General features: G+C 64.4%; 20 protein-coding genes. 10 read left to right on the forward strand and 10 right to left on the reverse strand.

The window, feature by feature from the left end; translation table 11 throughout:
• Positions 1-7 precede the first annotated feature (7 nt).
• On the reverse strand, positions 8-319 hold the full coding sequence (locus tag AC1Y2B_RS12830; RefSeq protein WP_482253491.1) for a hypothetical protein: 312 nt from the start codon (positions 317-319) through the stop codon (positions 8-10).
• A gap of 466 nt (positions 320-785) precedes the next feature.
• Between AC1Y2B_RS12830 and AC1Y2B_RS12835 the strand changes: the two genes are divergently transcribed.
• Complete coding sequence (locus AC1Y2B_RS12835) at positions 786-2,075, forward strand: amidohydrolase family protein (RefSeq protein ID WP_482253492.1); 1,290 nt, start codon at positions 786-788, stop codon at positions 2,073-2,075.
• Positions 2,076-2,478: 403 nt separating this feature from the next.
• Here AC1Y2B_RS12835 and AC1Y2B_RS12840 read toward each other — a convergent pair whose 3' ends face one another.
• Positions 2,479-2,952, reverse strand: a complete 474-nt coding sequence (locus AC1Y2B_RS12840; protein WP_482253493.1) for a nucleoside deaminase — start codon at positions 2,950-2,952, stop codon at positions 2,479-2,481.
• 386 nt (positions 2,953-3,338) lie between these two features.
• Between AC1Y2B_RS12840 and AC1Y2B_RS12845 the strand changes: the two genes are divergently transcribed.
• From AC1Y2B_RS12845 to AC1Y2B_RS12860, 4 genes are read left to right on the forward strand one after another with little or no spacing between them, the layout of a single operon-like run.
• The gene (locus AC1Y2B_RS12845) at positions 3,339-4,919 is read left to right on the forward strand and encodes an ABC transporter ATP-binding protein (RefSeq protein WP_482253494.1); all 1,581 of its coding nucleotides are present in this window, start codon (positions 3,339-3,341) and stop codon (positions 4,917-4,919) included.
• Positions 4,909-5,985 (forward strand): ABC transporter permease, encoded by a 1,077-nt coding sequence (locus AC1Y2B_RS12850; protein WP_482253495.1) that lies wholly within the window; start codon positions 4,909-4,911, stop codon positions 5,983-5,985. The genes AC1Y2B_RS12845 and AC1Y2B_RS12850 overlap by 11 nt, the downstream gene beginning before the upstream one ends.
• Position 5,986: 1 nt before the next feature.
• Positions 5,987-6,910, forward strand: coding sequence for an ABC transporter permease (locus AC1Y2B_RS12855; RefSeq protein WP_482253496.1), 924 nt, complete (start codon positions 5,987-5,989; stop codon positions 6,908-6,910).
• A gap of 57 nt (positions 6,911-6,967) precedes the next feature.
• Positions 6,968-8,047, forward strand: a complete 1,080-nt coding sequence (locus AC1Y2B_RS12860) for a BMP family ABC transporter substrate-binding protein (RefSeq protein WP_482253497.1) — start codon at positions 6,968-6,970, stop codon at positions 8,045-8,047.
• Positions 8,048-8,261: 214 nt separating this feature from the next.
• Here the strand turns inward: AC1Y2B_RS12860 and AC1Y2B_RS12865 are convergent, their stop codons facing one another.
• Together AC1Y2B_RS12865 and AC1Y2B_RS12870 are read right to left on the reverse strand one after the other, a co-directional pair.
• Positions 8,262-8,741, reverse strand: coding sequence for an SRPBCC family protein (locus AC1Y2B_RS12865; protein ID WP_482253498.1), 480 nt, complete (start codon positions 8,739-8,741; stop codon positions 8,262-8,264).
• Positions 8,734-9,069 (reverse strand): ArsR/SmtB family transcription factor, encoded by a 336-nt coding sequence (locus tag AC1Y2B_RS12870; RefSeq protein ID WP_482253499.1) that lies wholly within the window; start codon positions 9,067-9,069, stop codon positions 8,734-8,736. The genes AC1Y2B_RS12865 and AC1Y2B_RS12870 overlap by 8 nt, the downstream gene beginning before the upstream one ends.
• Before the next feature lie 114 nt (positions 9,070-9,183).
• Here AC1Y2B_RS12870 and AC1Y2B_RS12875 point away from each other — a divergent pair, with 114 nt between their 5' ends.
• Positions 9,184-10,260 carry an NAD(P)/FAD-dependent oxidoreductase gene (locus tag AC1Y2B_RS12875; protein ID WP_482253500.1) on the forward strand — a complete coding sequence of 359 codons (1,077 nt, stop codon included), beginning with the start codon at positions 9,184-9,186 and terminating at the stop codon, positions 10,258-10,260.
• 158 nt (positions 10,261-10,418) lie between these two features.
• On the opposite strand, the gene AC1Y2B_RS12880 is transcribed toward AC1Y2B_RS12875, so the two are convergent.
• Positions 10,419-11,363 (reverse strand): LysR family transcriptional regulator, encoded by a 945-nt coding sequence (locus tag AC1Y2B_RS12880; protein ID WP_482253510.1) that lies wholly within the window; start codon positions 11,361-11,363, stop codon positions 10,419-10,421.
• Between the two features lie 133 nt (positions 11,364-11,496).
• Between AC1Y2B_RS12880 and araD1 the strand changes: the two genes are divergently transcribed.
• The 4 genes from araD1 to AC1Y2B_RS12900 all read left to right on the forward strand — a co-directional run bounded on the left by araD1 (position 11,497) and on the right by AC1Y2B_RS12900 (position 16,731).
• Positions 11,497-12,483 (forward strand): AraD1 family protein, encoded by a 987-nt coding sequence (gene araD1, locus AC1Y2B_RS12885; RefSeq protein ID WP_482253501.1) that lies wholly within the window; start codon positions 11,497-11,499, stop codon positions 12,481-12,483.
• A gap of 1 nt (position 12,484) precedes the next feature.
• The gene (gene araD, locus AC1Y2B_RS12890) at positions 12,485-14,227 is read left to right on the forward strand and encodes an L-arabinonate dehydratase (protein WP_482253502.1); all 1,743 of its coding nucleotides are present in this window, start codon (positions 12,485-12,487) and stop codon (positions 14,225-14,227) included.
• Positions 14,227-15,138 (forward strand): Gfo/Idh/MocA family protein, encoded by a 912-nt coding sequence (locus AC1Y2B_RS12895; protein WP_482253503.1) that lies wholly within the window; start codon positions 14,227-14,229, stop codon positions 15,136-15,138. Before araD ends, AC1Y2B_RS12895 begins: the two co-directional genes overlap by 1 nt.
• Positions 15,139-15,222: 84 nt before the next feature.
• A complete protein-coding gene (locus AC1Y2B_RS12900) occupies positions 15,223-16,731 on the forward strand; it encodes an aldehyde dehydrogenase (NADP(+)) (RefSeq protein ID WP_482253504.1) in 1,509 nt (502 codons plus the stop codon).
• 52 nt (positions 16,732-16,783) lie between these two features.
• Here AC1Y2B_RS12900 and AC1Y2B_RS12905 read toward each other — a convergent pair whose 3' ends face one another.
• The 5 genes from AC1Y2B_RS12905 to AC1Y2B_RS12925 are packed head-to-tail and all read right to left on the reverse strand — an operon-like array spanning position 16,784 to position 20,850.
• Positions 16,784-17,245, reverse strand: a complete 462-nt coding sequence (locus AC1Y2B_RS12905; protein ID WP_482253505.1) for an Lrp/AsnC family transcriptional regulator — start codon at positions 17,243-17,245, stop codon at positions 16,784-16,786.
• Between the two features lie 16 nt (positions 17,246-17,261).
• Complete coding sequence (locus AC1Y2B_RS12910) at positions 17,262-17,993, reverse strand: sulfate/molybdate ABC transporter ATP-binding protein (protein ID WP_482253506.1); 732 nt, start codon at positions 17,991-17,993, stop codon at positions 17,262-17,264.
• Between the two features lie 9 nt (positions 17,994-18,002).
• Entirely contained in the window at positions 18,003-18,878 is an 876-nt protein-coding gene (gene cysW, locus AC1Y2B_RS12915; RefSeq protein WP_482253507.1) for a sulfate ABC transporter permease subunit CysW, read from the reverse strand.
• Entirely contained in the window at positions 18,871-19,707 is an 837-nt protein-coding gene (cysT, locus tag AC1Y2B_RS12920) for a sulfate ABC transporter permease subunit CysT (RefSeq protein WP_482253508.1), read from the reverse strand. Before cysT ends, cysW begins: the two co-directional genes overlap by 8 nt.
• Before the next feature lie 24 nt (positions 19,708-19,731).
• Positions 19,732-20,850, reverse strand: coding sequence for a sulfate ABC transporter substrate-binding protein (locus tag AC1Y2B_RS12925; RefSeq protein ID WP_482253509.1), 1,119 nt, complete (start codon positions 20,848-20,850; stop codon positions 19,732-19,734).
• Positions 20,851-21,336: the final 486 nt, after the last annotated feature.

Genomic DNA, 21,336 nt, shown 5'->3' on the forward strand with positions numbered 1-21,336 from the left:
AGGTGGTTCACATCTGCACCGATCCCAGCGACCACAGCGCCAAAAGCACCGGCCAGAACACCGCCAGCGAAATTGACCAGCCCAGAAGTGCGCCGGTCGAGGTCCAGTCGCGCCGGACCAACCCTATGACACTGTTGAGAATTGCCACGAAGATCACCGGGCTGTTGAGCAGCAGGCCCCCCTCGGCCAAGCCCGCCAGCCCCGGACCCGGCGCTGGCTGCAACAGCAGGATGCGCAGGATCACGGCGTTCAACAGCACCACGGCGATCGCCACCACCGCCAGATGAAAGATTGCCCCAACGCGCAGGACCCGTTTCACATTCACCCCCATGGCCGGAACCGATACGCCACTAGCCCGCGACGTGTTCCGGGATGCCGAAGTTTCACATCACACGCGCCCCGCACGCAACCTGCCACCTGTGGCAGGGCGAACACCTTTGCGGCACCGGAGGGGTTCTGACCGTGCCAAACCGGCCGCTGGCATCCGGTGCGTGGCCCATCCGCCGCAGCGCCGGTGACGAAGGCATCGTCCTGTCACCGATTGGCCGCACATCCGATCATGACGGGCAAACCGGCGCATCGCCAAGGCGCAGGCCCTGAACACCCGCCCGCCTGCAGCGCGTGCCCACCCCATCGGGCGGTTCGGCCCCCCGTGGAGTCCAAATCCCTGATTTTATAGGATTTCTCAACCTGCAACCTCAGCTTTCCCGGGCTTTTGGGCCTGAAATCCCTGCTTGACGGGGCCGGCCCGTCCGCCCAGAGTTCGCCAAAACCAAGAGGCCCCCATGTTTGACCTGATCCTGCGCCAAGCCAACCTGCCCGATGGCCGCAAGGGCCTCGACATTGCCATTTCCGGCAGCAAGATCAAGGAGATCGCCCCCAAGGTCGAGGCGCAGGCCCGCGAAGAGATCGACGCCACCGGCCGCCTTGTGACCCCGCCCTTCATCGACCCGCACTTCCACATGGACGCGACCCTGTCGCTGGGTCTGCCACGGATGAACCGCTCTGGGACGCTTCTGGAGGGCATCAGCTTGTGGGGAGAGCTTCGGCCGACACTCACCGTAGATGCTCTTGTCTCCCGCGCGCTGAAATACTGCGATCTGGCGGTGAGCCAGGGGTTGCTGGCGGTGCGGACCCATGTCGACACCTCTGACCCGCGTCTGGTGACGGTGGAGGCGATGCTGGAGGTCAAGCGGCGGGTGGCGCCCTATCTGGACCTGCAACTGGTGGCCTTCCCGCAGGACGGCTACTACCGGGCCAAGGATGGTGTGTCCTCGCTGAACCGGGCACTGGATATGGGGGTCGATATCGTCGGCGGCATCCCGCATTTTGAACGGACGATGGAGGAAGGCCGCGCCTCGGTCGAGGCTTTGTGCCGGATTGCGGCCGATCGGGGCCTGCCGGTCGACATGCATTGTGACGAAACCGACGATCCGATGTCGCGGCATGTGGAAACCCTGGCGGCTGAGACGGTGCGGTTTGGCTTGCAGGGCCGGGTTGCGGGCTCGCACCTGACCTCGATGCATTCGATGGACAACTATTATGTGTCCAAACTGATCCCGCTGATTGCGGAAGCGCGGATGAACGTGATCCCTAACCCTCTGATAAACATCATGCTTCAGGGGCGCCATGACACTTACCCCAAGCGGCGCGGCATGACGCGGGTCCGCGAATTGATGGCCGCGGGGCTGAACGTCTCCTTCGGGCATGATTGCGTGATGGACCCGTGGTACTCGATGGGCTCTGGCGACATGCTGGAGGTCGGGCATATGGCGATCCATGTGGCGCAGATGGCATCCCTGGACGAAAAAGCTGCGATCTTTCAGGCGCTTACGGTGAATTCGGCCAAGACCATGGGGCTGGAGGGCTATGGGCTGGCGGTGGGCTGCAACGCCGATCTGGTGCTGCTGCAGGCGCGGGACCCGGCAGAGGCCTTGCGGCTGAAGGCGGTCAAGCTGGCTGTGATCCGGCGGGGAAAGGTCATTGCCCGGACCCCGGCCCGGGTGGGGCAGTTGTTCCTGGAGGGAAGACCGGGCGAAGTGGACGCCGCCTCGGGCTTTGCGCCGGACTACTAAGCCCTTGCGGACGCTGGATTAATCCTTGGGTTTTCGGCGAAAATGGCGGTCTTCCGCGCGTCTTCTTTCTGTCTTCCTTCTGTCTCTACGCACGGGGTGGGAAGCGGTCGTTAACCATGATTATCCGAATCAGACGCGGCGAAAACCCTTCCGATGTGAAGATCGCCGCGCAAGGGTTTGATTGATCTGGATTATCCCGGAGCGGTGCGTGAAATCACCCAGCCTACCGATAACGCCCGCGGTCGGACGCCTCCGGCGGGCGTATTTGGCAAGGAGCAAGGGCAAGCGGCTCTTTCATTTGCTCCTTGAGAAATACTCCGCAGGGGGGTCTGGGGGGCTGCGCAAGCCCCCCAGCCGGGGCCGCCGCGCGCCGGGCCGCGCAAGTTTGCGCGGCCCGGCCTTGTCAGCCCCAGGCGCCCTCGTGGACGGCGGCCGCTTCGGCTTCCAGCATCGGGCCGATCACCTCGACCTTCCTTTGGCCTGCGGCGAAGACGACTTCGCAGGGCAGGTCCAGCGTGGGGTTTTCGGGGTGGTCGCCGGTAATGCCTTTCAGCGCCTTTTCGGTCAGGCCGTAGACCACGCGCTTCAGGCCGGTCCAGTAGATGGCGCCGGCGCACATGGCGCAGGGCTCGGCGGAGGTGTAGATCGTGCAGTCCTTCAAAAGCGCCGGCGGATAGGTGGTGGAGGCGCGGGTCATCAGGACGCGTTCGGCGTGGCCGGTCATGTCGTGAAGGGGCATGTAGGCGTTGTGCTGGGTCATCAGGACCTCGCCATCGGGGCCGACGAGGATGCAGGCGAAGGGATGGTTGCCGGCCTCGCGGGCTTTGCGGCTTTCGTCGATGGCGCGGCGGAGGAGGGCTTCGTGGTCGAGAGGCATGGGCGGCTCCGATCGTGGGGTTGCGGCAGAGTTGCCGGGAATGCGGCCGCTGGCAAGGGCGGCGGGTCTGGCGGTTTGCCCGATTGCGGGGCAACTGCCCGGAACTTGTGCAAGCTATCCCTTCGCGCAGAGGGAATCCCTTGTTTCCGCCAGAGGTTCCGGTCTAGCTTTTGATCTGGAAAACGGCTGCGCAAGACGGTCGGAACCGGGAAACTGGGGGTAAACGTGGGATATTCGCGGCGTTTGGGCGCGAAACGAGGGCATGGGCTTCACCCTGCCCGACGTTCGCTGCTGAAATTTGAAGCTGCTTCAAATTCTGGCCACATATACAGAACCACGGTCCGAGGTCATCACTTCCGGAGCCCGCAACGATGAACGGAGCGCCGATGGCCGCCTTGACTGACACACCTCGCCTGCAGTTGACGGGCATCACCAAGCGCTTTCCGGGCGTACTGGCCAATGACCATGTGGGCTTCTCGGTCAAGCCCGGGGAGATCCATGCGCTGCTGGGCGAGAATGGCGCGGGAAAATCGACGCTGGTCAAGATGATCTACGGGATCATGCAGCCCGACGAGGGCGAGATCCGCTGGAACGGCCAGCGCATCACGGTGGCCAATCCGAAGGCGGCGCGCAAGCTGGGGATCGGGATGGTGTTTCAGCACTTTTCCCTGTTCGAGGCGATGACGGTGCTGGAGAATATCGCCCTGGGCATGGACGGCAAGATCCCGCAGCGCGAGCTGGAGGGGCGGATCACGGCGGTGATGAGCCAGTACGGCCTGAAGCTGGAGCCGCACCGGATTGTGTCCACCTTGTCGGTGGGCGAGCGGCAGCGGATCGAGATTGTGCGGGCGTTGCTGCTGAACCCCAGCCTGTTGATCATGGACGAGCCGACCAGCGTCTTGACGCCGCAGGAGGTGGAGCAGTTGTTCGTCGTCTTGCGCAAGCTGGCGAGCGAGGGGTGTTCGATCCTGTATATCAGCCACAAGCTGCATGAGATCAAAGCGTTGTGCGACACGGCGACGATCTTGCGGGGCGGCAAGCTGGTGGATACCTGTGATCCGAAGGTGGAGACCAGCCGGTCGATGGCCGAGAAGATGATCGGCGGCAGTCTGAAAGACATCCAGCGTGGCGCCTCGCGCGGGTTCGGGGGGGACAAGCTGGTGGTGCAGAACCTGCACCTTGCCGCCGACGGGCCGTTCGGGACCGCGTTGAAGGAGATCACCTTTACGGTGCGGGCCGGAGAGATTTTCGGCGTCGCCGGAGTGGCAGGCAATGGGCAGAACGCGCTGTTGCTGGCCCTGTCGGGGGAAGAGCCCAATCTGGACCACGCGGCCGTGACGGTGGATGGGGTCGAGGTGGGCCGGATGCATGCGCGGGATCGGCGTTCGAAGGGTGTCGCCTCGGTGCCCGAAGAGCGGAACGGCCATGCGGCGGTGCCGATCTTCAGCTTGGCGGACAATGCGATTTTGACGGCGCGGGATCGGTTGGGGATGGTGCGGGCGGGTCTGATTGACCCCAAGGCCGCGCGGACCTATGCCGGTGAGGTGATCGAGGCCTTTGCCGTCAAGGCCACCGGGCCGGGGGCCATGGCCGAAAGCCTGTCGGGCGGGAATTTGCAGAAATACATCATGGGGCGGGAGATCCTGCAAAAGCCGCAGGTTCTGGTGGTCAGCCAGCCGACATGGGGCGTGGATGCGGGTGCGGCTGCGGCGATCCATCAGGCTTTGGTGGATCTGGCCGCGACGGGGTCTGCGATTGTGGTGATCTCGCAGGATCTGGATGAGCTTCTCAGCCTGTGCGACACGCTGGCGGTGATCAATGGCGGGCGGTTGTCCAAGCCGATGAAGGTGTCTGAGGCGAAGATTGACGAGATTGGCCTGCTGATGGGCGGCATTCACGGCGAACCTCAGGTCGGCGAGACTCAGGTCGGGGAGACTCAGGTCGGGGAGACCGCGCATGCGCATTAAGCTGGAGAAGCGGCGCGAGCCGAGCATGGCGATGCTGGTGGTGACGCCTGTCGCCTCGGTGCTGCTGACGATGATCATCGGGATCGTGGTGTTCGATCTGATCGGGATCAAGGGGTTCAAGGCGGTGGTGGATATCTTCCTGTCGCCGATCCTGGCCAGCTACAAATGGCAGGATGTGGCGCTGAAAGCGGCGCCGCTGATCATCATCGCGCTGGGGCTGTCGATGGGCAATCGGGCGCAGGTCTGGAACATCGGGGCCGAGGGGCAGTATGTCATCGGCGCGCTGTGCAGTGCGGGCGTCGGGATTGCCTTTGGGCAAAACGGCGGGTTCTTCGTGATCCTGTTGATGGTTCTGGCGGGCATTGTTGGCGGCGGGGCCTGGGCCGTGATCCCGGCGTGGCTGCGGACAAGGTTCAACGTGAATGAAATCCTGTCGAGCCTGATGCTGACCTACGTCGCCTTGCAGGTGCTGGGCTATCTGGTGGGGGGCCCTTGGAAAGACCCCAACGGGCGGAACTTCCCGGCCACGGCACCGCTGATTGACAGCCAGACGCTGCCGGTCTGGCCGGGCTCGACCGTGCATCTGGGCGTTCTGGTCGCGCTGATCCTGCCCTTCGTATTCTGGGTGATCATGTCGCGGTCGGAGTTTGGCTATCAGGTGCGGGTGGTCGGGTCTTCGCCCACCGCCGCGCGGCATGGCGGGTTTGACAGCCGGCGGACGATCTGGGCGACGCTGGTGATTGGCGGGGCTATGGCAGGGCTGGCGGGGTCGCTGGAATTTGCCGGGGTGATGCACAAGATCGACCTTGGCTTCCCCTCGGGCTACGGCTTCACCGCGATCATCGTGGCCTTCCTGGGCCGCTTGAACCCGATTGGCTGCCTGATTGCCGGGATCGTGCTGGCGGTGACCTATGTCGGCGGGCAGATGGCGCAGACCTCTGTCCATATTCCGAACTCTACGGCGGGCATCTTTCAGGCGATGATGCTGTTCTTCATTCTGGCGAGTGACATTCTGGTGCGCTACCGCGTGCGGGTGATCCCCTCCTCCAAAGCAGCGAGTGTCTGAGATGAGCATTGATTTCGTCATCGCGGCGATCATCACGGTGGTGGGGCTGACCACGCCGATCCTGCTGGCGGCCCTGGGCGAGCTGGTGGTGGAAAAGTCGGGCGTGCTGAACCTTGGCGTCGAGGGGATGATGCTGACCGGCGCCATTTCGGGCTTTGCCGTGACGGTTTACACCTTCAACCCCTGGCTGGGTGTGCTGGGGGCGGCGGCGGGCGGGGCGGCGGTGAGCATGCTGTTTGCCGTGCTGGTCTTGCAGCTGAACTCGAACCAGGTGGCGACCGGGCTGGCGCTGACGATCTTTGGCACCGGTCTGTCCTCGCTGTTGGGGCTGTCGTTCACCGGGCGGATCGTGGCACCGTTCCTGAGCGTGTTTCCCGATGCGCTGGCCAAGGGCGAATATGCCCAGGTGATCTTCGGCTATTCGCCGATTGTCTATTTTGCCATCCTGATGATCCCGCTGACGGCGTGGTTCCTGAAATCGACGCGGGCCGGGCTGATCTTGCGGGCGGTAGGGGAAAATGACCTGTCGGCGCATTCGATCGGCTATTCGGTGGTCAAGGTGCGCTATGCGGCGATTGCCTTCGGCGGTGCCATGGCCGGGATCGGCGGCTGCTACTTCAGCATGGTGATCACGCCGATGTGGGCCGAGAAGATGACGGCGGGCCGCGGCTGGATCGCGCTGGCGCTGGTGGTTTTCGCCGGCTGGCGGACCGGGCGGCTCTTGGCGGGTGCCTATTTTTTCGGCATACTGATGGCATTGGAGCTTTATGCGAAGGCATCCGGCTTCTCATTCTTGCCCAGCCAATTCTGGGCCGCTATGCCCTACGCCATGACCGTGGTTGCGCTTTCCTTCATCTCGTCGCGTGGAACGGCGGGGGCCAATGCCCCGGCCTGCCTTGGCAAACCCTTCCTGCCGTCGACCTGACATGACGGGCAACCCTTTCCATCCTCAACCCAAACAAGAAACCAACAGGAGAGTCTGATGACCAAGATTTCCCGCCGCACGCTGTTCAAGGGGGCAGGTGCCGCCACGATGGCCACTTTGGCCTCGCCCGTGCTGGCTGAAGACAAACTAAAAGTCGGCTTCATCTTCCTTGGCCCGATCGGCGACTACGGCTGGACCTGGGCGCACAACAAGGGCCGTGAGGCGATCGAGACCGAACTGGGCGACAAGGTCGAGACGATCTATGTCGAGAACGTCGCGGAAGACGCCTCGGCCATTCCGCAGATCCGCGATCTGGCGCAACAGGGCTGCAAGCTGATCTTCACGACCTCTTACGGCTACATGGACCAGACGATCCAGGTGGCTGGCGAGTTCCCGGACGTGAAGTTCGAACATTGCACGGGCTTCAAGCGCGCCGACAACGTGGCGACCTACAACTCGAAGTTCCACGAGGGCCGTGCCGTTCTGGGCACCATCGCCGGCAAGATGTCGAAGTCGGGCGTGCTGGGCTATCTGGGCTCTTACAAGGTGCCGGAAGTCGTGTTGGGCGTGAATTCGTTCGCGCTGTCGGCGCAGCGCCAGAACAAGGATGCCAAGGTCAAGCTGGTGCTGATCGACAGCTGGTTCGACCCGCCGAAGGAAGCCGCTGCGACCGAGACGCTGATCAACCTGGGCTGCGACATTGTCACGACCCACACCGACAGCCCCGGCCCGCTGCAGATCCTGGAGCAGAAGGGTCTGCATGGCTTCGGCCAAGGCGCCGACATGTCGTCCTTCGCGCCGAATGCGCACCTGACCGCGATCGAAGACATCTGGGGCCCCTACTACATCAGCCGCGTCAAGGCGGTTCTGGATGGGTCGTGGAAGTCGATCGACACGTGGGATGGCTTCAAGGAAGGCACCGTCGTCATCTCGCCCTATTCCAAGGACGTGACGAAGGACGCTGCTGCCGAAGCCGACAAGGTGCAGGCGGGCTACAAGGACGGGTCGTTCAATGTCTTCACCGGGCCGATCTATGACCAGGACGGCAAGCTGCGGGTCAAGGATGGCGAAGTGATGAAGGACGCCGATCTGGCGACGCTGGACTGGTTCGTCAAGGGCGTTGAAAGCGCCTCGTGATTTTGGCTTGAGTTTGGGAAAGGCCCGCCCTTGCGCGGGCCTTTTCATTTGGGCGGCAGGGGCATGCCGGTCCGAGCGATGGCAGGTCTTGGGGCCTTGGGCGGCATCTGCAACGGCTTTGCGACCGGGCTGCTTGCCTGCGCCTTCCGGGGCAGCGGCACGCCGTTGGCACCCTTCGCGCGAGATATGGGCATGGGGCATGGCGGAGGGGGTATTACCCCCCCTGCCCCAAGGCGGCGGCCAGTTTGCCAAGCTCTTGCTCCCAGCCCATGCGTTGGCGCGCGCTCCACACCGCGTCGTGCATTGCATCGAAGCTGAGGCGGAGGAGGACGGCATCCCCCTGCGGTTCGAAATCGACGGCCATGGCAGTGTAATAGGGGGCGTGGCCGGGAACGAAATCGACAAGGTTGCGGTAGGTCAGGCGCGTCATCGGGGTGATGCTGTCGTAGATCGCCTGACAGGGTGTGGCGGTGGGCATGCCGTTGGCCTGCATGAAGGCCACCATGTCGGGCGCCTGGGCGGTCATCGTGTAGCGCAAGAGGCCGCCGGGGGTCAGGTCCATCTGCTGGACGGTGACGGCGAAGCCGGGCGGGCCCCACCAGCTTTCCACCCCAGCGGGCGTGGTCCAGAGCGACCAGAGATCGGCAAGCGGCGCGCGGTACAGGCGTTCGATCACGACGGGGGCATCAGTCATTGCGGGGGCCTTTCAACTGGCGATCGGTGAGGGCCCCGGCCAAGCGGTCAAGCCGCGCGGACCAAAGGCTGTGGAAGCCAGCCAGCCAGGCCTCCAGACTTTGAAAGGGTTCGGGGTTGAGCGCGTAGAGGCGGCGCTGGCCTTGCGCGCGGACGTTGACCACGCCGGCCTGATGCAGGATCGCAAGATGGCGCGACACGCCGGACTGCGCGATGCCGACCGATTGGGTGATCTGGGTAACCGACGCCTCCCCCTGCTTCAGGGCAGCGATGATGTCGAGCCTGGTGGGGTCTGACAGCAGGGGCAGAAGCGATCTGTGCGGGTCCATGAAGAAGCTATCTGTGCGCTATGATGTATATACATTTCCATGTATACACTGCGGCGTCAAGCGCCTTGTGCATTTGATCAAACCATGGAAAACTTCGGAAAAACGGAGGCTTCGATGGATGCGGATTTCCTGATCATTGGCGGTGGTATCGCGGGCGTGTCCGCTTCGGCCCGATTGGCGCCGCAGGGCAAGGTGGTGCTGGTGGAAGCCGAGACGGCCTTGGCGCATCATGCCTCGGGGCGGTCGGCGGCGTTGTATGAGCCGCGCTATGGACTGCCGCCGGTGGTGGGGTTGTCGATGGCCTCGGGCGATTATTTCCGCGCGGCGGAGGGGGTGCTGAGCCCGCGCGGCTTGATGGTGCTGGGCAAGGCGGATCAGGCGGAGGAGTTCGCCGCCGAGGCCAAGGCGCTGGGGGTCGACGGCATTTCGGTCGCGGAAGCGGTGGCAATGGTGCCGATCCTGAACCCCGGCAAGGTGGCCTTTGCAGCCTGGGCGGAGCATGCCTGGGACATTGACACCGATCTGCTGTTGCAGGGCTTTGCGCGGACGGCCAAGGCCCATGGGGCGGAGTATCGGCTGGGGGCGAAGGTTACGGCGATTGAGAAGATCGCGGGCGGTTGGCGGGTGACAGCGGGCGGGACCGAGATTACGGCGCGCCTGCTGATCAACGCGGCGGGGGCTTGGGTGGATGAGGTGGCGAAGCTGGCGGGCGTGACGCCGATCGGCTTTCAGCCCAACCGCCGCTCGATGGCGCGGATCCCGGCACCGGGGGGGCATGACGTGTCAAAATGGCCGATGATCTTTGGCTGTGGCGAGACGTGGTATGCCAAGCCGGACGCTGGGGCGCTGATCGTCTCGCCGGCCGAGGAACATCCGATGGAGCCGCATGACGCCTGGGCCGATGACATGGTGCTGGCCGAGGGGCTGGCGCGCTATGAGGAGATGGTGACGGAGCCTGTGACGCGGTTGATCACGTCCTGGGCGGGGCTGCGGACCTTCTCTCCCGATCGGTCTTTGGTGATCGGGCGGGACCCCGGGGAGGCGAGCTTTGTGTGGGTGGCGGGACAAGGCGGTTATGGCTTCCAATCCTCGCCAGCGGCCAGTCAACTGGTGGCGGATCTGGTGTTGGGACGGACGCCGGAGATTGACGCAGACTTGGTGGCGCAGCTGTCCCCCGCACGGTTCCGGTAGCTGGCGATGGAGGCGGGGGGTCTCCCCTCGCGCTCCACGTCCAACAGCGGGGGGTTTCACACCCCTCGCGCTCCACGCCAAAAGAGCGAGGGGTTTCACACCCCTCGCGCTCCCCGTGGGATATTTATGAACAAATGAAAGGGGGGGCCGGGGGGGCTTCAGCGGTCGGCGTTCAGGATCAGGTCGGCGAGGCGTTGCGACGCGGGGGTGAGGGAGACGCGCTCACGGGTGATCAGGCCGAAGGGTTCCACTTCGATGGCAAGGTCCACGGGCAGCAGGTCGAAGGCGGCGCCGTCGCCGGTGGTAAATTGCTCCGCGCTGGCGCGGGAGACGGCGGCGATGGCGTCGGACTTTTGCAGGACGGCGATCGTGAGCAGAAACGAGGCGGTGAGGAGCCGCTGGGTCGGGCGCGGCAGGCCAAGGGCTTGCAGGCGGGCGATCACGCTGCGGGTGAGGAGCGAGTCGGGGCCGGGCATGACCCAGTCGTAGGCGAGGGTTTCAGCCGCTTGCAGGGGAATGGCGCTGCGGAGCAGAGGGTGGCCGCGGCGGGCGATCAGCACGACGGGCTCGGTCGCGATGGGCAGGAAGGTCAGGGGCTCGGCCCGGGGACCTTCGGGCAGGCGGCCCACGGCGAAATCGAGACGGCCGGCGAGCAGGTGTTCGCACAGGATGTCAGAGGGGGAGACGTCAACCTCGACCGAGACATTGGGGTGCAGCAGGCGTTCGCTTTGCAGGGCGGGCAGGACCCGGTCGAGGGCGGGACCCGAGACGGCGCCGATGCGCACATCGCCGACGCCGCCGACGGCGATTTCGGCAAGGTCCCGGGCGGCGTCATCCAGTTCCAGCCTGATGCGTTGGGCGCGCAGGGACAGGGCGCGGCCCAGGGCGGTCAGGCCAATGCCGCGGCCGGTGCGTTCGTGAACCGGGGCGCCGATGATGCGCTCGATTTCGGCGATCAGGCGGGAGGCGGCGGGTTGGGTGATGCCGATGATGGCGGCAGCCTGGGTGAGTTGTTCCGCCTCGGCCAAAGCCGCCAGAAGACGCAGGTGGCTGAGTTTGAGGCCCTTGCGCAGCAGGGTGTCCGAGCTATGTGGGTGCAGCATACCGATCACGACATGTTTTCATACTTAATCATCATTTGACGGATATGCGAATGCATTGCAACTGTGCGGCAACCAAGGACAGGGGCAACTTGTCGCAGGCCGGTCACACGAAGCATATTCAGGGAGGAACGCGATGCATCTATCACAGGTGAGGGGTCCGGACGGGACCCTTGTGGTGGCGCGTGAGGGGGCCGAGGCCCGGGTCGTGACCGGCGCGGGTTCGGTCTACGAGTTGGCGCTGGCGGCGGTTGCTGCGGGGCGCAGTCTGGCGGCGGAAGTGGCCGCGCGCGGGTTGGGCGCGGCGGTCGATCTGGCCAAGGCTGCGGCGGAAGGCCGGCTGGCGCTGCCGGTGGCGCATCCGGATCCGGCGCATCTGCATCTGACGGGGACCGGGTTGACCCATCTGGGCTCCGCCTCAGCGCGGGATGCGATGCATGTGAAGCTGGGCGCCGAGACGCTGACCGACAGCATGAAGATGTTCCGGATGGGGCTGGAGACGGGCCGGCCTGCGGCGGGCGAGGTGGGCGCGCAGCCGGAATGGTTCTACAAGGGCAATGGCTTTGCCGCCGTGGCACCCGGGGCGCCCTTGCTGGCGCCGGGATTTGCCGAGGATGGTGGCGAGGAGCCCGAGATTGCCGGTGTCTATATCGTGGGCCCGGATGGCACGGTGCATCGGATTGGCTGGGCTTTGGGCAATGAATTCTCGGACCATGTGACCGAGCGGGTGAATTACCTGTGGCTGGCGCATTCCAAGCTGCGGGTGGCGTCCTATGGGCCGGAGATTCTGGTGGGCGATCTGCCAGCGGATATCCGGGGCACATCCCGCATCCGCCGCGATGGCGCGGTGATCTGGGAAAAGCCGTTCCTGTCGGGTGAGGCGAACATGTCCCACACCATCGCCAATCTGGAGCATCACCACTTCAAGTATGACATCTTCTGCCAGCCCGGCGATCTGCATGTGCATTTCTTCGGCACGGCGACGCTGTCCTTTGCCGATGGCATCAAGACGCAAGCCGGCGATGTCTTTGAAATTGAAGCTGCGGACTTCGGGCTGCCGCTGACCAACCCCCTTGCCTTTGCCCCCGCCCAAAGCGGCGCCCAAACCGTGAAAGCCCTGTGAGATGACCTTCGCCCCCGCCCCCTGGCCCCGCAAGCTGCGCTCGCAAGAGTGGTTTCACGGCACGTCGAAGGACAATATCTACTATCGGGCCTGGATGAAGAACCAAGGCTTTCCGCCGGATCTGTTCGATGGCCGCCCGGTGATTGGCATCCTCAACACCTGGTCCGAGATGACGCCCTGCAACGCGCATTTGAACGACCTGGCGCAGCGGGTGAAGCATGGGATCTATGAGGCGGGCGGGTTCCCGCTGGAAGTGCCGGTGTTCTCCACCTCGGAATCGGCGTTCCGTCCGACCGCGATGATGTTCCGCAATCTTGCGGCGATGGCGGTGGAAGAGCAGATGCGCGGGTTGCCGATGGATGGCTGCGTGCTGATGGTGGGCTGCGACAAGACAACGCCCAGCCTGCTGATGGCGGCGGCCTCGACCGATCTGCCGTCGATCATCGTGACCGGCGGGCCGATGCTGAATGGGTACTACAAGAATGAACGGGTCGGCTCTGGCACCCATCTGTGGAAATTCTCGGAAGCGGTGAAAGCCGGAACCATGACGACCGAGGAATTCCAGGAGGCAGAGCAGTCGATGAGCCGCTCTCCGGGGTCGTGCAACACGATGGGGACGGCGTCGACGATGGCCTCGATGGCGGAGGCCTTGGGGATGGCCTTGTCGGGCAATGCGGCGATTCCGGCTGTCGACAGCCGTCGCCGGGTGATGGCGCAGCTGACCGGGCGGCGGATTGTGCAGATGGTCAAGGATGACCTGAAGCCATCCGATGTGTTGAAGAAAGAAGCGTTCGAGAATGCCATCCGCACCAATGCGGCGATTGGCGGTTCGACCAATGCCGTGATCCACCTTTTGGCAATTGCCGGCCGGGTCGGGATTGATCTGACACTGGAGGACTGGGACCGCTGCGGGCGCGACGTGCCGACCGTGGTGAACCTGATGCCCTCGGGCAAGTACCTGATGGAAGAATTCTTCTACGCCGGCGGCCTGCCCGTGGTGATCAAGCGGCTGGGTGAAGCGGGGATCCTGCACAAGGATGCGCTGACGGTATCAGGGCAGACGGCATGGGATCAGGTCAAGGACGTGGTCAACCACAATGACGACGTGATCCTGCCGGTCGAAAAGGCGCTGACCCAGTCGGGTGGCGTCGTGGTGGTGAAGGGCAACCTGGCGCCCAAGGGGGCCGTGCTCAAGCCCTCGGCGGCGACCCCTGCCCTGATGACGCACCGCGGCCGTGCGGTGGTGTTCGAGGATATCGAAGACTACAAGGCCAAGATCAACGACGAGGCTTTGGACATCGACGAGACCTGCGTCATGGTTCTGAAGAACTGCGGGCCCAAGGGCTATCCGGGCATGGCAGAGGTCGGCAACATGGGCCTGCCGCCCAAGGTGCTGCGCAAGGGCATCACCGACATGGTGCGGATTTCCGATGCGCGGATGTCAGGCACCGCCTTTGGCACGGTGGTTCTGCACACCTCGCCCGAGGCGGCGGCGGGTGGGCCTTTGGCCGTGGTTCAGAACGGCGATTTCATCGAGCTGGACGTGCCAAACCGCCGCCTGCATCTGGAGATTTCCGATGAGGAACTTGCGGCACGCCTCGCCAAATGGGAAAACCATGTCAAGCCGCCGGAATCGGGCTATGCGCTTTTGCACCACAACCATGTGCAGGGGGCAGACACCGGGGCCGACCTTGATTTCCTCAAGGGCTTCCGTGGCGCCAAGGTTGGAAAGAACTCGCACTGATGAAAATCGCACTCGTCGGAATTGGCAAAATCGCGCTGGATCAGCACGTTCCGGCGATTGCCGCATCACGGGACTGGGACTTGGCCGCCACCGTCAGCCGCAAGGGGACGGTGGAGGGGGTAGAGGCCTTCACCGACTTCGCCAGCTTCCTTGCGGCCCGGCCCGATGTGCCGGTGGTGTCGCTGTGCATGCCACCGGTGCCACGCTTTGCCTATGCGCAGGCGGCGCTGCGGGCCGGGCGGCATGTGATGCTGGAAAAGCCGCCGGGGGCCACGCTGGCCGAGGTGCAGGCGTTGCAGGCGTTGGCCGCGTCTTTGGGGCGCACGCTTTACACCACCTGGCACAGCCGGATGGCCTATGCGGTGGCCCCGGCCAAGGCCTGGCTGAAGGACAAGACCGTCCGCAAGGGCCATATCACCTGGCGCGAGGATGTGCGGCGCTGGCATCCGGGGCAGAACTGGGTCTTTGAACCGGGTGGCATGGGTGTCTTCGACCCCGGCATCAACGCGCTGTCGATCCTGACCGAGATCCTGCCTGCCCCGGTCCATCTGACGGCTGCGACGCTGACATTTCCGGAAAACTGCCAGACGCCGATTGCGGCCGACCTGAGCTTTACCGACAATCTCACGACGGATTTCGACTGGCGCCAGGAAGGCCCGCAGACCTGGGACATCGATATCGAAACCACGGCGGGCCACCTTGCCTTGCGGATGGGCGGAAACCGGCTGGAGATTGACGGGCGCGAGGTGGCGGGCGAGAATTCGATCATGGGCGAATATCCGGCGCTTTATGCCCGGATGGCCGAACTTGTGGCCCAAGGGACGTCCGAAGTCGACCTCGCCCCCATGACCCATGTCGCGGATGCCCTCACCCTGGGCCGCCGCGTCACTGTGCCCCCCTTCCATCTCTGACCTTCCCCTTTCATACTTGCACAAATATCCCACAGGGGGTCCGGGGGACGTGACGTCCCCCGGCGGCTGATCAAGGAGACCAAGATGCTGACCGGAAAACACCTGATCGCAGGCCAATGGGTTGCGGGCGAAAGCACGTTCCACTCCTCCCCGGCGACGGGAGAGGCGCTGACCTTCTCGGTCGGGACCCCGGCCCATGTCGATGCTGCCGTGCTGGCCGCCGAAGCGGCCTATCCCAGCTATTCGGCGCTGAGCCGCGAGCAGCGCGCCGTGTTTCTGGAGCGGATCGCCGACGAGATCGAGGCGCGCGGGGTAGAGATCACCGCGATCGGCACCAGCGAAACCGGCCTGCCCACCGCGCGGCTGGAAGGGGAGCGGGGCCGCACGACCGGCCAGTTGCGCCTGTTTGCCAGCCATATCCGCGACGGCAAATATCTGGACCGCCGCCACGATGCGGCCCAGCCGGACCGCAAGCCCGCGGCACGGCCGGACATCAAGATGGTGCAGCGTCCGATCGGGCCGGTGGCCGTGTTTGGCGCCTCGAACTTCCCCTTGGCCTTCTCCACCGCGGGCGGCGACACGGCTTCGGCGCTGGCGGCGGGTTGCCCTGTCGTGGTGAAGGGCCACTCTGCCCATCCCGGCACGGCAGAGATCGTGGCGCAGGCGATCGAGACGGCCATTCTGGCCTGTGGCCTGCATCCCGGCGTCTTCAGCCTGGTGCAAGGCGGCAAGCGCGATGTGGGCGAGGCGTTGGTGCAGCACCCGCTGATCAAGGCGGTGGGCTTTACCGGCTCGCTGGGTGGCGGTCGGGCGCTGTTTGACCTGTGCCAGCGGCGGCCGGAGCCTATTCCGTTCTTTGGGGAATTGGGCTCGGTGAACCCGATGTTCCTGCTGCCCCATGCAGTGGCTGCCCGGGGCGACGCGATTGCAAAGGGTTGGGCGGGGTCATTGACCATGGGTGCGGGGCAGTTCTGCACCAATCCAGGAATCGCCGTGGTGATCGACGGACCGCAAGCGCAGGCCTTCATCGCCGCCGCCAAGGAGGCGGTGGGCCAGGTGGGTGCGCAGACCATGCTGACCGATGGCATCGCCGCCGCATATCGGGCGGGCCGCGACCGGGTGGCCGCACAGGTCGGCGTGCAGGCGATTGTGACCTCGGTCTGCGACCTACGCCATGCCACGCCCTATCTGTTCGAGGTCTCGGGCGATGACTGGCTGGGCAACCATGCCCTGTCGGAAGAGGTCTTCGGCCCCTTGGGTCTGATCGTCCGGGTCAAGGATGCCAGCCAGATGCTCGAAGTGGCTCAGAGCCTTGAGGGGCAGTTGACCTGCACCCTGCATCTGGATGACGCAGATACCGCGCTCGGCCAGTCGCTGATGCCCGTGCTGGAGCGCAAGGCGGGTCGGGTTCTGGCCAATGGCTTCCCGACCGGGGTTGAGGTGGTGGACAGTCAGGTGCATGGCGGCCCCTACCCGGCCAGCACCAACTTCGGCGCGACTTCGGTCGGGACCCTGTCGATCCGGCGCTGGCTGCGCCCGGTGGCCTATCAGAACATGCCCGACGCGCTGCTGCCCGCCGATCTGCGCGGGTAACGGACGGGATCAGACAGGATGGCCAAGATCGCCCATCCTGTCTGACCCTCAATCACGCGACTTCCGGCAGCGGCAGGCTGGCCTTGGCGTGGACCGTCTCCATCACAAAACTGGACCGCACCGCACGGACCGGAACCGCAGCGGTGAAGCGGCGGTAGAAGGCGTCGTAGGTCTGGGTATCCGATACCGTGACCCGCAGCACATAATCGGCGTCACCGCCCAGCCGCAGCACCTCCATCACCTCGGGCGAGGATCGCACCGCGTCCAGAAACGCATCCCGCCACTGCGCAGAGTGATCCATGGCCGTGACCTCGACCAGCACGGTCAGGCCAAGGCCCAGCTTGTGCGGGTCGACCCGGGCCACGCGGCCGATGATCACGCCGGTCCGCTCCAGCTTTTGCACCCGCTTCCAGCAGGGCGAGGCGGAAAGGCCCACCCGGTTTGCCAGTTCCACGATGGGCAGCGTGGCGTCACGCTGCAGTTCGGTCAGGATACGCCGGTCAATCTGGTCCATGAAAGCTTGTTACCTGTCAGGCTGAGATGAAATCGCGCACGAAGGCCGAGGCGGGCTTGGCGCGGATGTCGTGTGGGCGGCCGATCTGCTCGATCCGGCCCCCCGTCGGCGATTGCGACATGACGACCACAAGATCGGCCAGTTCCATCGCCTCGTCCTGATCATGGGTGACGAAGACGGTGGTCAGGCCGGTGGTGTCATGGATGTCGCGCAAGCCCTGGCGCAGTTCCTTGCGCACCTTGGCGTCCAGCGCGCCGAAAGGTTCGTCGAGCAGCAGCATCCGCGGCTCGATCGCCAAGGCGCGGGCGAGGGCCACGCGCTGGCGCTGGCCGCCCGACAGCTGGGTCGGATAGCGGGCGCCGATCTGCGGCAACTGGATCAGGTCCAGCAGCTTGTTGACGCGGCGGGAAATCTCCGCCTCGGGCGGGCGGGTGGCGCGGGGGCGGGCGCGCAACCCGTAAGCGATGTTTTCAAACACCGTCATGTGGCGGAAGAGGGCATAGCTTTGGAAGACAAAGCCCGCCCGCCGTTCCTGCACGGTCAGGGCTGTGGCGTCCGAGCCGTCAAACAGGACACGGCCCGAGGTGGGGAATTCAAGGCCGCCCAAGATGCGCAGGAGCGTTGTCTTGCCCGACCCCGAAGGCCCCAGCAATGCCACCAACGCCCCCGACGGGATGGTCAGCGACACCGGCGTCAGCGCGGCGGTGGTGCCGAACTCTTTGGAAATCTCGTCGATTTCGATCTGCATCGCTGCCTCCTAATGGCGGTGGTTTGCGGCCAACTGGTCGGCATAGCGCCATTCCAGCAGGGTTTTCAGGGCCAGCGTCACAAGGGCCAACAGGGCCAGAACGGCGGCAAGGGTAAAGGCGGCAACCGAGGAATACTCGTTATACAGCATTTCGATCGAAATCGGCATGGTGGCGGTCAGGCCGCGGATCTTGCCCGAGACGACCGAGACGGCCCCGAATTCGCCCATCGCGCGGGCGTTGCAGAGAAGGACGCCGTACATCAGCGCCCAGCGGATGTTGGGCAGGGTGACGGTGAAGAACACCCGCCAGCCGCTGGCGCCCAGCGACAGGGCGGCCTCTTCTTCGGCCTTGCCCTGTTCGATCATCACCGGGATCAGCTCGCGGGCGACAAAAGGGAAGGTCACGAACATCGAGGCCATCACGATGCCCGGCACCGCAAACACCACCTGCATGCCGTGCGCCACCAGCCATGAGCCGAACCACGAATTCGCCCCGAAGGTCAAAACGATGCACAGGCCCGCAACGACCGGCGAAACCGAGAAGGGGATGTCGATCAGCGTGATCAGCACCGCCTTGCCGCGAAAGCTGTATTTGGTGATCAGCCAGGCCGCGGCCACGCCGAAGATGGCATTCAAAGGCACGGCGAAGACGGCCACCAGCAGGGTCAGCCGGATCGCCGATTGCGATTCCGGGTTGGCCAGACTGGCAAGCGAGGCGCCGATGCCGTCGTGCAAGGCTTCGTAGAACACGGTGAACAGCGGGGCGAAAAGCAGGAGCCCCAGCACCACCAGCACCAGCGCCGTCAAGAGCCAGCGCACCCAGGGCACCTCGGTGGCGACCGGTTTGAAGGCCTTGGGCGACGCGGTGACGGCAAGGTCAGACATGGCCAATCCTCCGGCGGCTATAAACTTGCACGGCGTTGATGACAAACAGCATCCCGAAGGAGATCACCAGCATGGCGATGCCAATGGCTGCGGCGCCGGCGTCGTTGTATTCTTCCAGCTTGATGACGATCAGCAGGGGGGCAATTTCCGTCTTCAACGGGATGTTGCCCGCGATGAAGATCACCGAACCGTATTCGCCAACCGCCCGCGCCAGCGACAGCGCAAAGCCGGTCAGGGCGGCGGGTGCCAGCATCGGCAGGATCACCCGGCGCAACGTGTAGGCGCGGGTGGCCCCGAGCGTGGCAGAGGCTTCTTCAACCTCGCGCTCGATCTCTTCGATGACGGGTTGGACGGTGCGGGTGACGAAGGGCAGGCCCACGAAGATCAGGGCGATCAGGATGCCCCATTGGGTGTAGGCGATCTTGAAGCCCCAGTCCTTGGCAATGGCTCCGAAGGCGCCATTCGGGGCGTAAAGGGCGGTCAGGGCGATGCCCGCCACCGCCGTTGGCAAGGCAAAGGGCAGGTCGACAGAGGCATCCAGCAGCTTGCGCATCGGAAAGCGGTAGCGCACCAGAACCCAGGCCAGAACCACGCCGAAGATCAGGTTGAACAGCGCGGCCACCAAAGACAGCCGGAACGACAGATACAGCGCCGCCCAGGTGCGCGGCGTGTTCACCGCCGCGAACAAGGCCGGCACTCCGTTCGACAGGCCCTGCACCAGCAGCGCGGCGATCGGCAGCAAGACCATCAGGCTCAGCATCGTAAGGGTAATCCCGGCCGAGAGTCCAAGGCCGGGAATCGGGGATCTGTGAACGAGGGGCTTGCCCATCAAACTCTCACTGCTGCCGGAGGATTACTTGGCTTGGTAGATCTGGTCGAACACGCCGCCGTCGGCGAATTGTTCCTGCTGAACCTTGGCCCAGCCGCCGAAGTGGCTGATGTCGACCAGATCAAGCTTGGGGAAGCGCGCCACATCGGCAGGATCGGCCTTGGAGGTATCCCAGCCGCGGTAGAAGTCCTTGAAGATGATGGCTTGGGCTTCCGGGGTGTAGAGGAAGTTCAGATAGGCCTCGGCCAGCTTCTTTTGGCCATCGTCATGGATGTTGGCATCCACCACGGCCACCGGCGGTTCGGCCAGAACCGAAATCGACGGCACGATGATGTCATACTGATCGGCGCCCAATTCCTTTTGGGCCAGGAACGCCTCGTTCTCCCAGGCCAGCAGAACGTCGCCGATGCCGCGCTGGGTGAAGGTGGTGGTGGAGTCGCGGGCCCCCTTGTCCAGAACCGGGACGTGGGAATACAGCGCCTTTTCGAAGGCCTTGGGATCTTGGCCATTCTTTTCCGCCCAGGCCCAGGCGCCCAGATAGTTCCAGCGCGCCCCGCCCGAGGTCTTGGGGTTTGGCGTGATGACTTCGACGCCATCCTTCACCAGATCACCCCAGTCCTTGATCGCCTTGGGGTTGCCATGGCGCACCAGAAACACAATGGTCGAGGTATAGGGCGAGGAGTTGTGCGGCAGTCTGGTCTGCCAATCGGCCGACAGTTTGCCCGCCTTGGCAATCTTGTCGATGTCCGCCGACAGGGCCAGCGTGACAACCTGCGCATCCAGCCCCTCGATCACCGCACGGGCTTGCGCGCCCGAACCGCCGTTCGAGGCTTGCAGTTGCGGGGCCGGATTGCCCTGCGCCACCCAGTAGTCCGAGAAGGCCTTGTCGATATCGGTATAAAGCTCTCGGGTCGGGTCGTAGCTGACGTTGAGCAGCGCCTGCGCGGTGGCGGTCTGCGGTTGGGCGGCCACAAAGCCCAAGCCCAGCACCAGCGCCGTCAGCGCGCCGCGGATCATGCGCCGCACCGGCCAGCCGGTCAGCAGTTGCGCGCCGGTGTTGATTGTCACCCGTCCGTCGCTGTGGTCGCGCACGACAGTGCCTTGGGCCGAGATGGTTCCGGCGATTGTGATGGTCCTGAACATTGTCTTCTCCTGAACTCTGGCGGCTTCCCGCTTTACACGCATATCACGACAGAGATTGTAGATATTTGCAAGGAGAAAACGGGTTCTGAATTTGGCGACATTTTGGAATTATATGCTGAATTATGACTAAATTCCGGAACTTTGCCCCCCCCCCCCCTGCCAAGCGGGGTCGGCGAATCGTGCGCTGTGTTTTGGTCCCTTGAAGGGCGAAATTTGACCGGACGAAATCCACTCAGGGCTGAAAGGCGCTATGCCACTATCCCTTCGGTTCAACCCTATCCTTACGGTGCCTGAACCTACCCGAAGCCGCAGTTCTAAGTAGGCTGAAACTAAGTCAATGATCGGTGGTAACTATGCCGTGATTGGCGCGACCAGCGCGACGGCGGGAGAGGACGAAGTGGCTAAGACCGTATATGCGCCCGTGGCCGTGCAAGGCGTGCTGCAAATCGTGCTACGCTCAGTGGGGGATTTTCCTGAACTGGTGGT

Source organism: Stagnihabitans sp., from assembly GCF_964946895.1.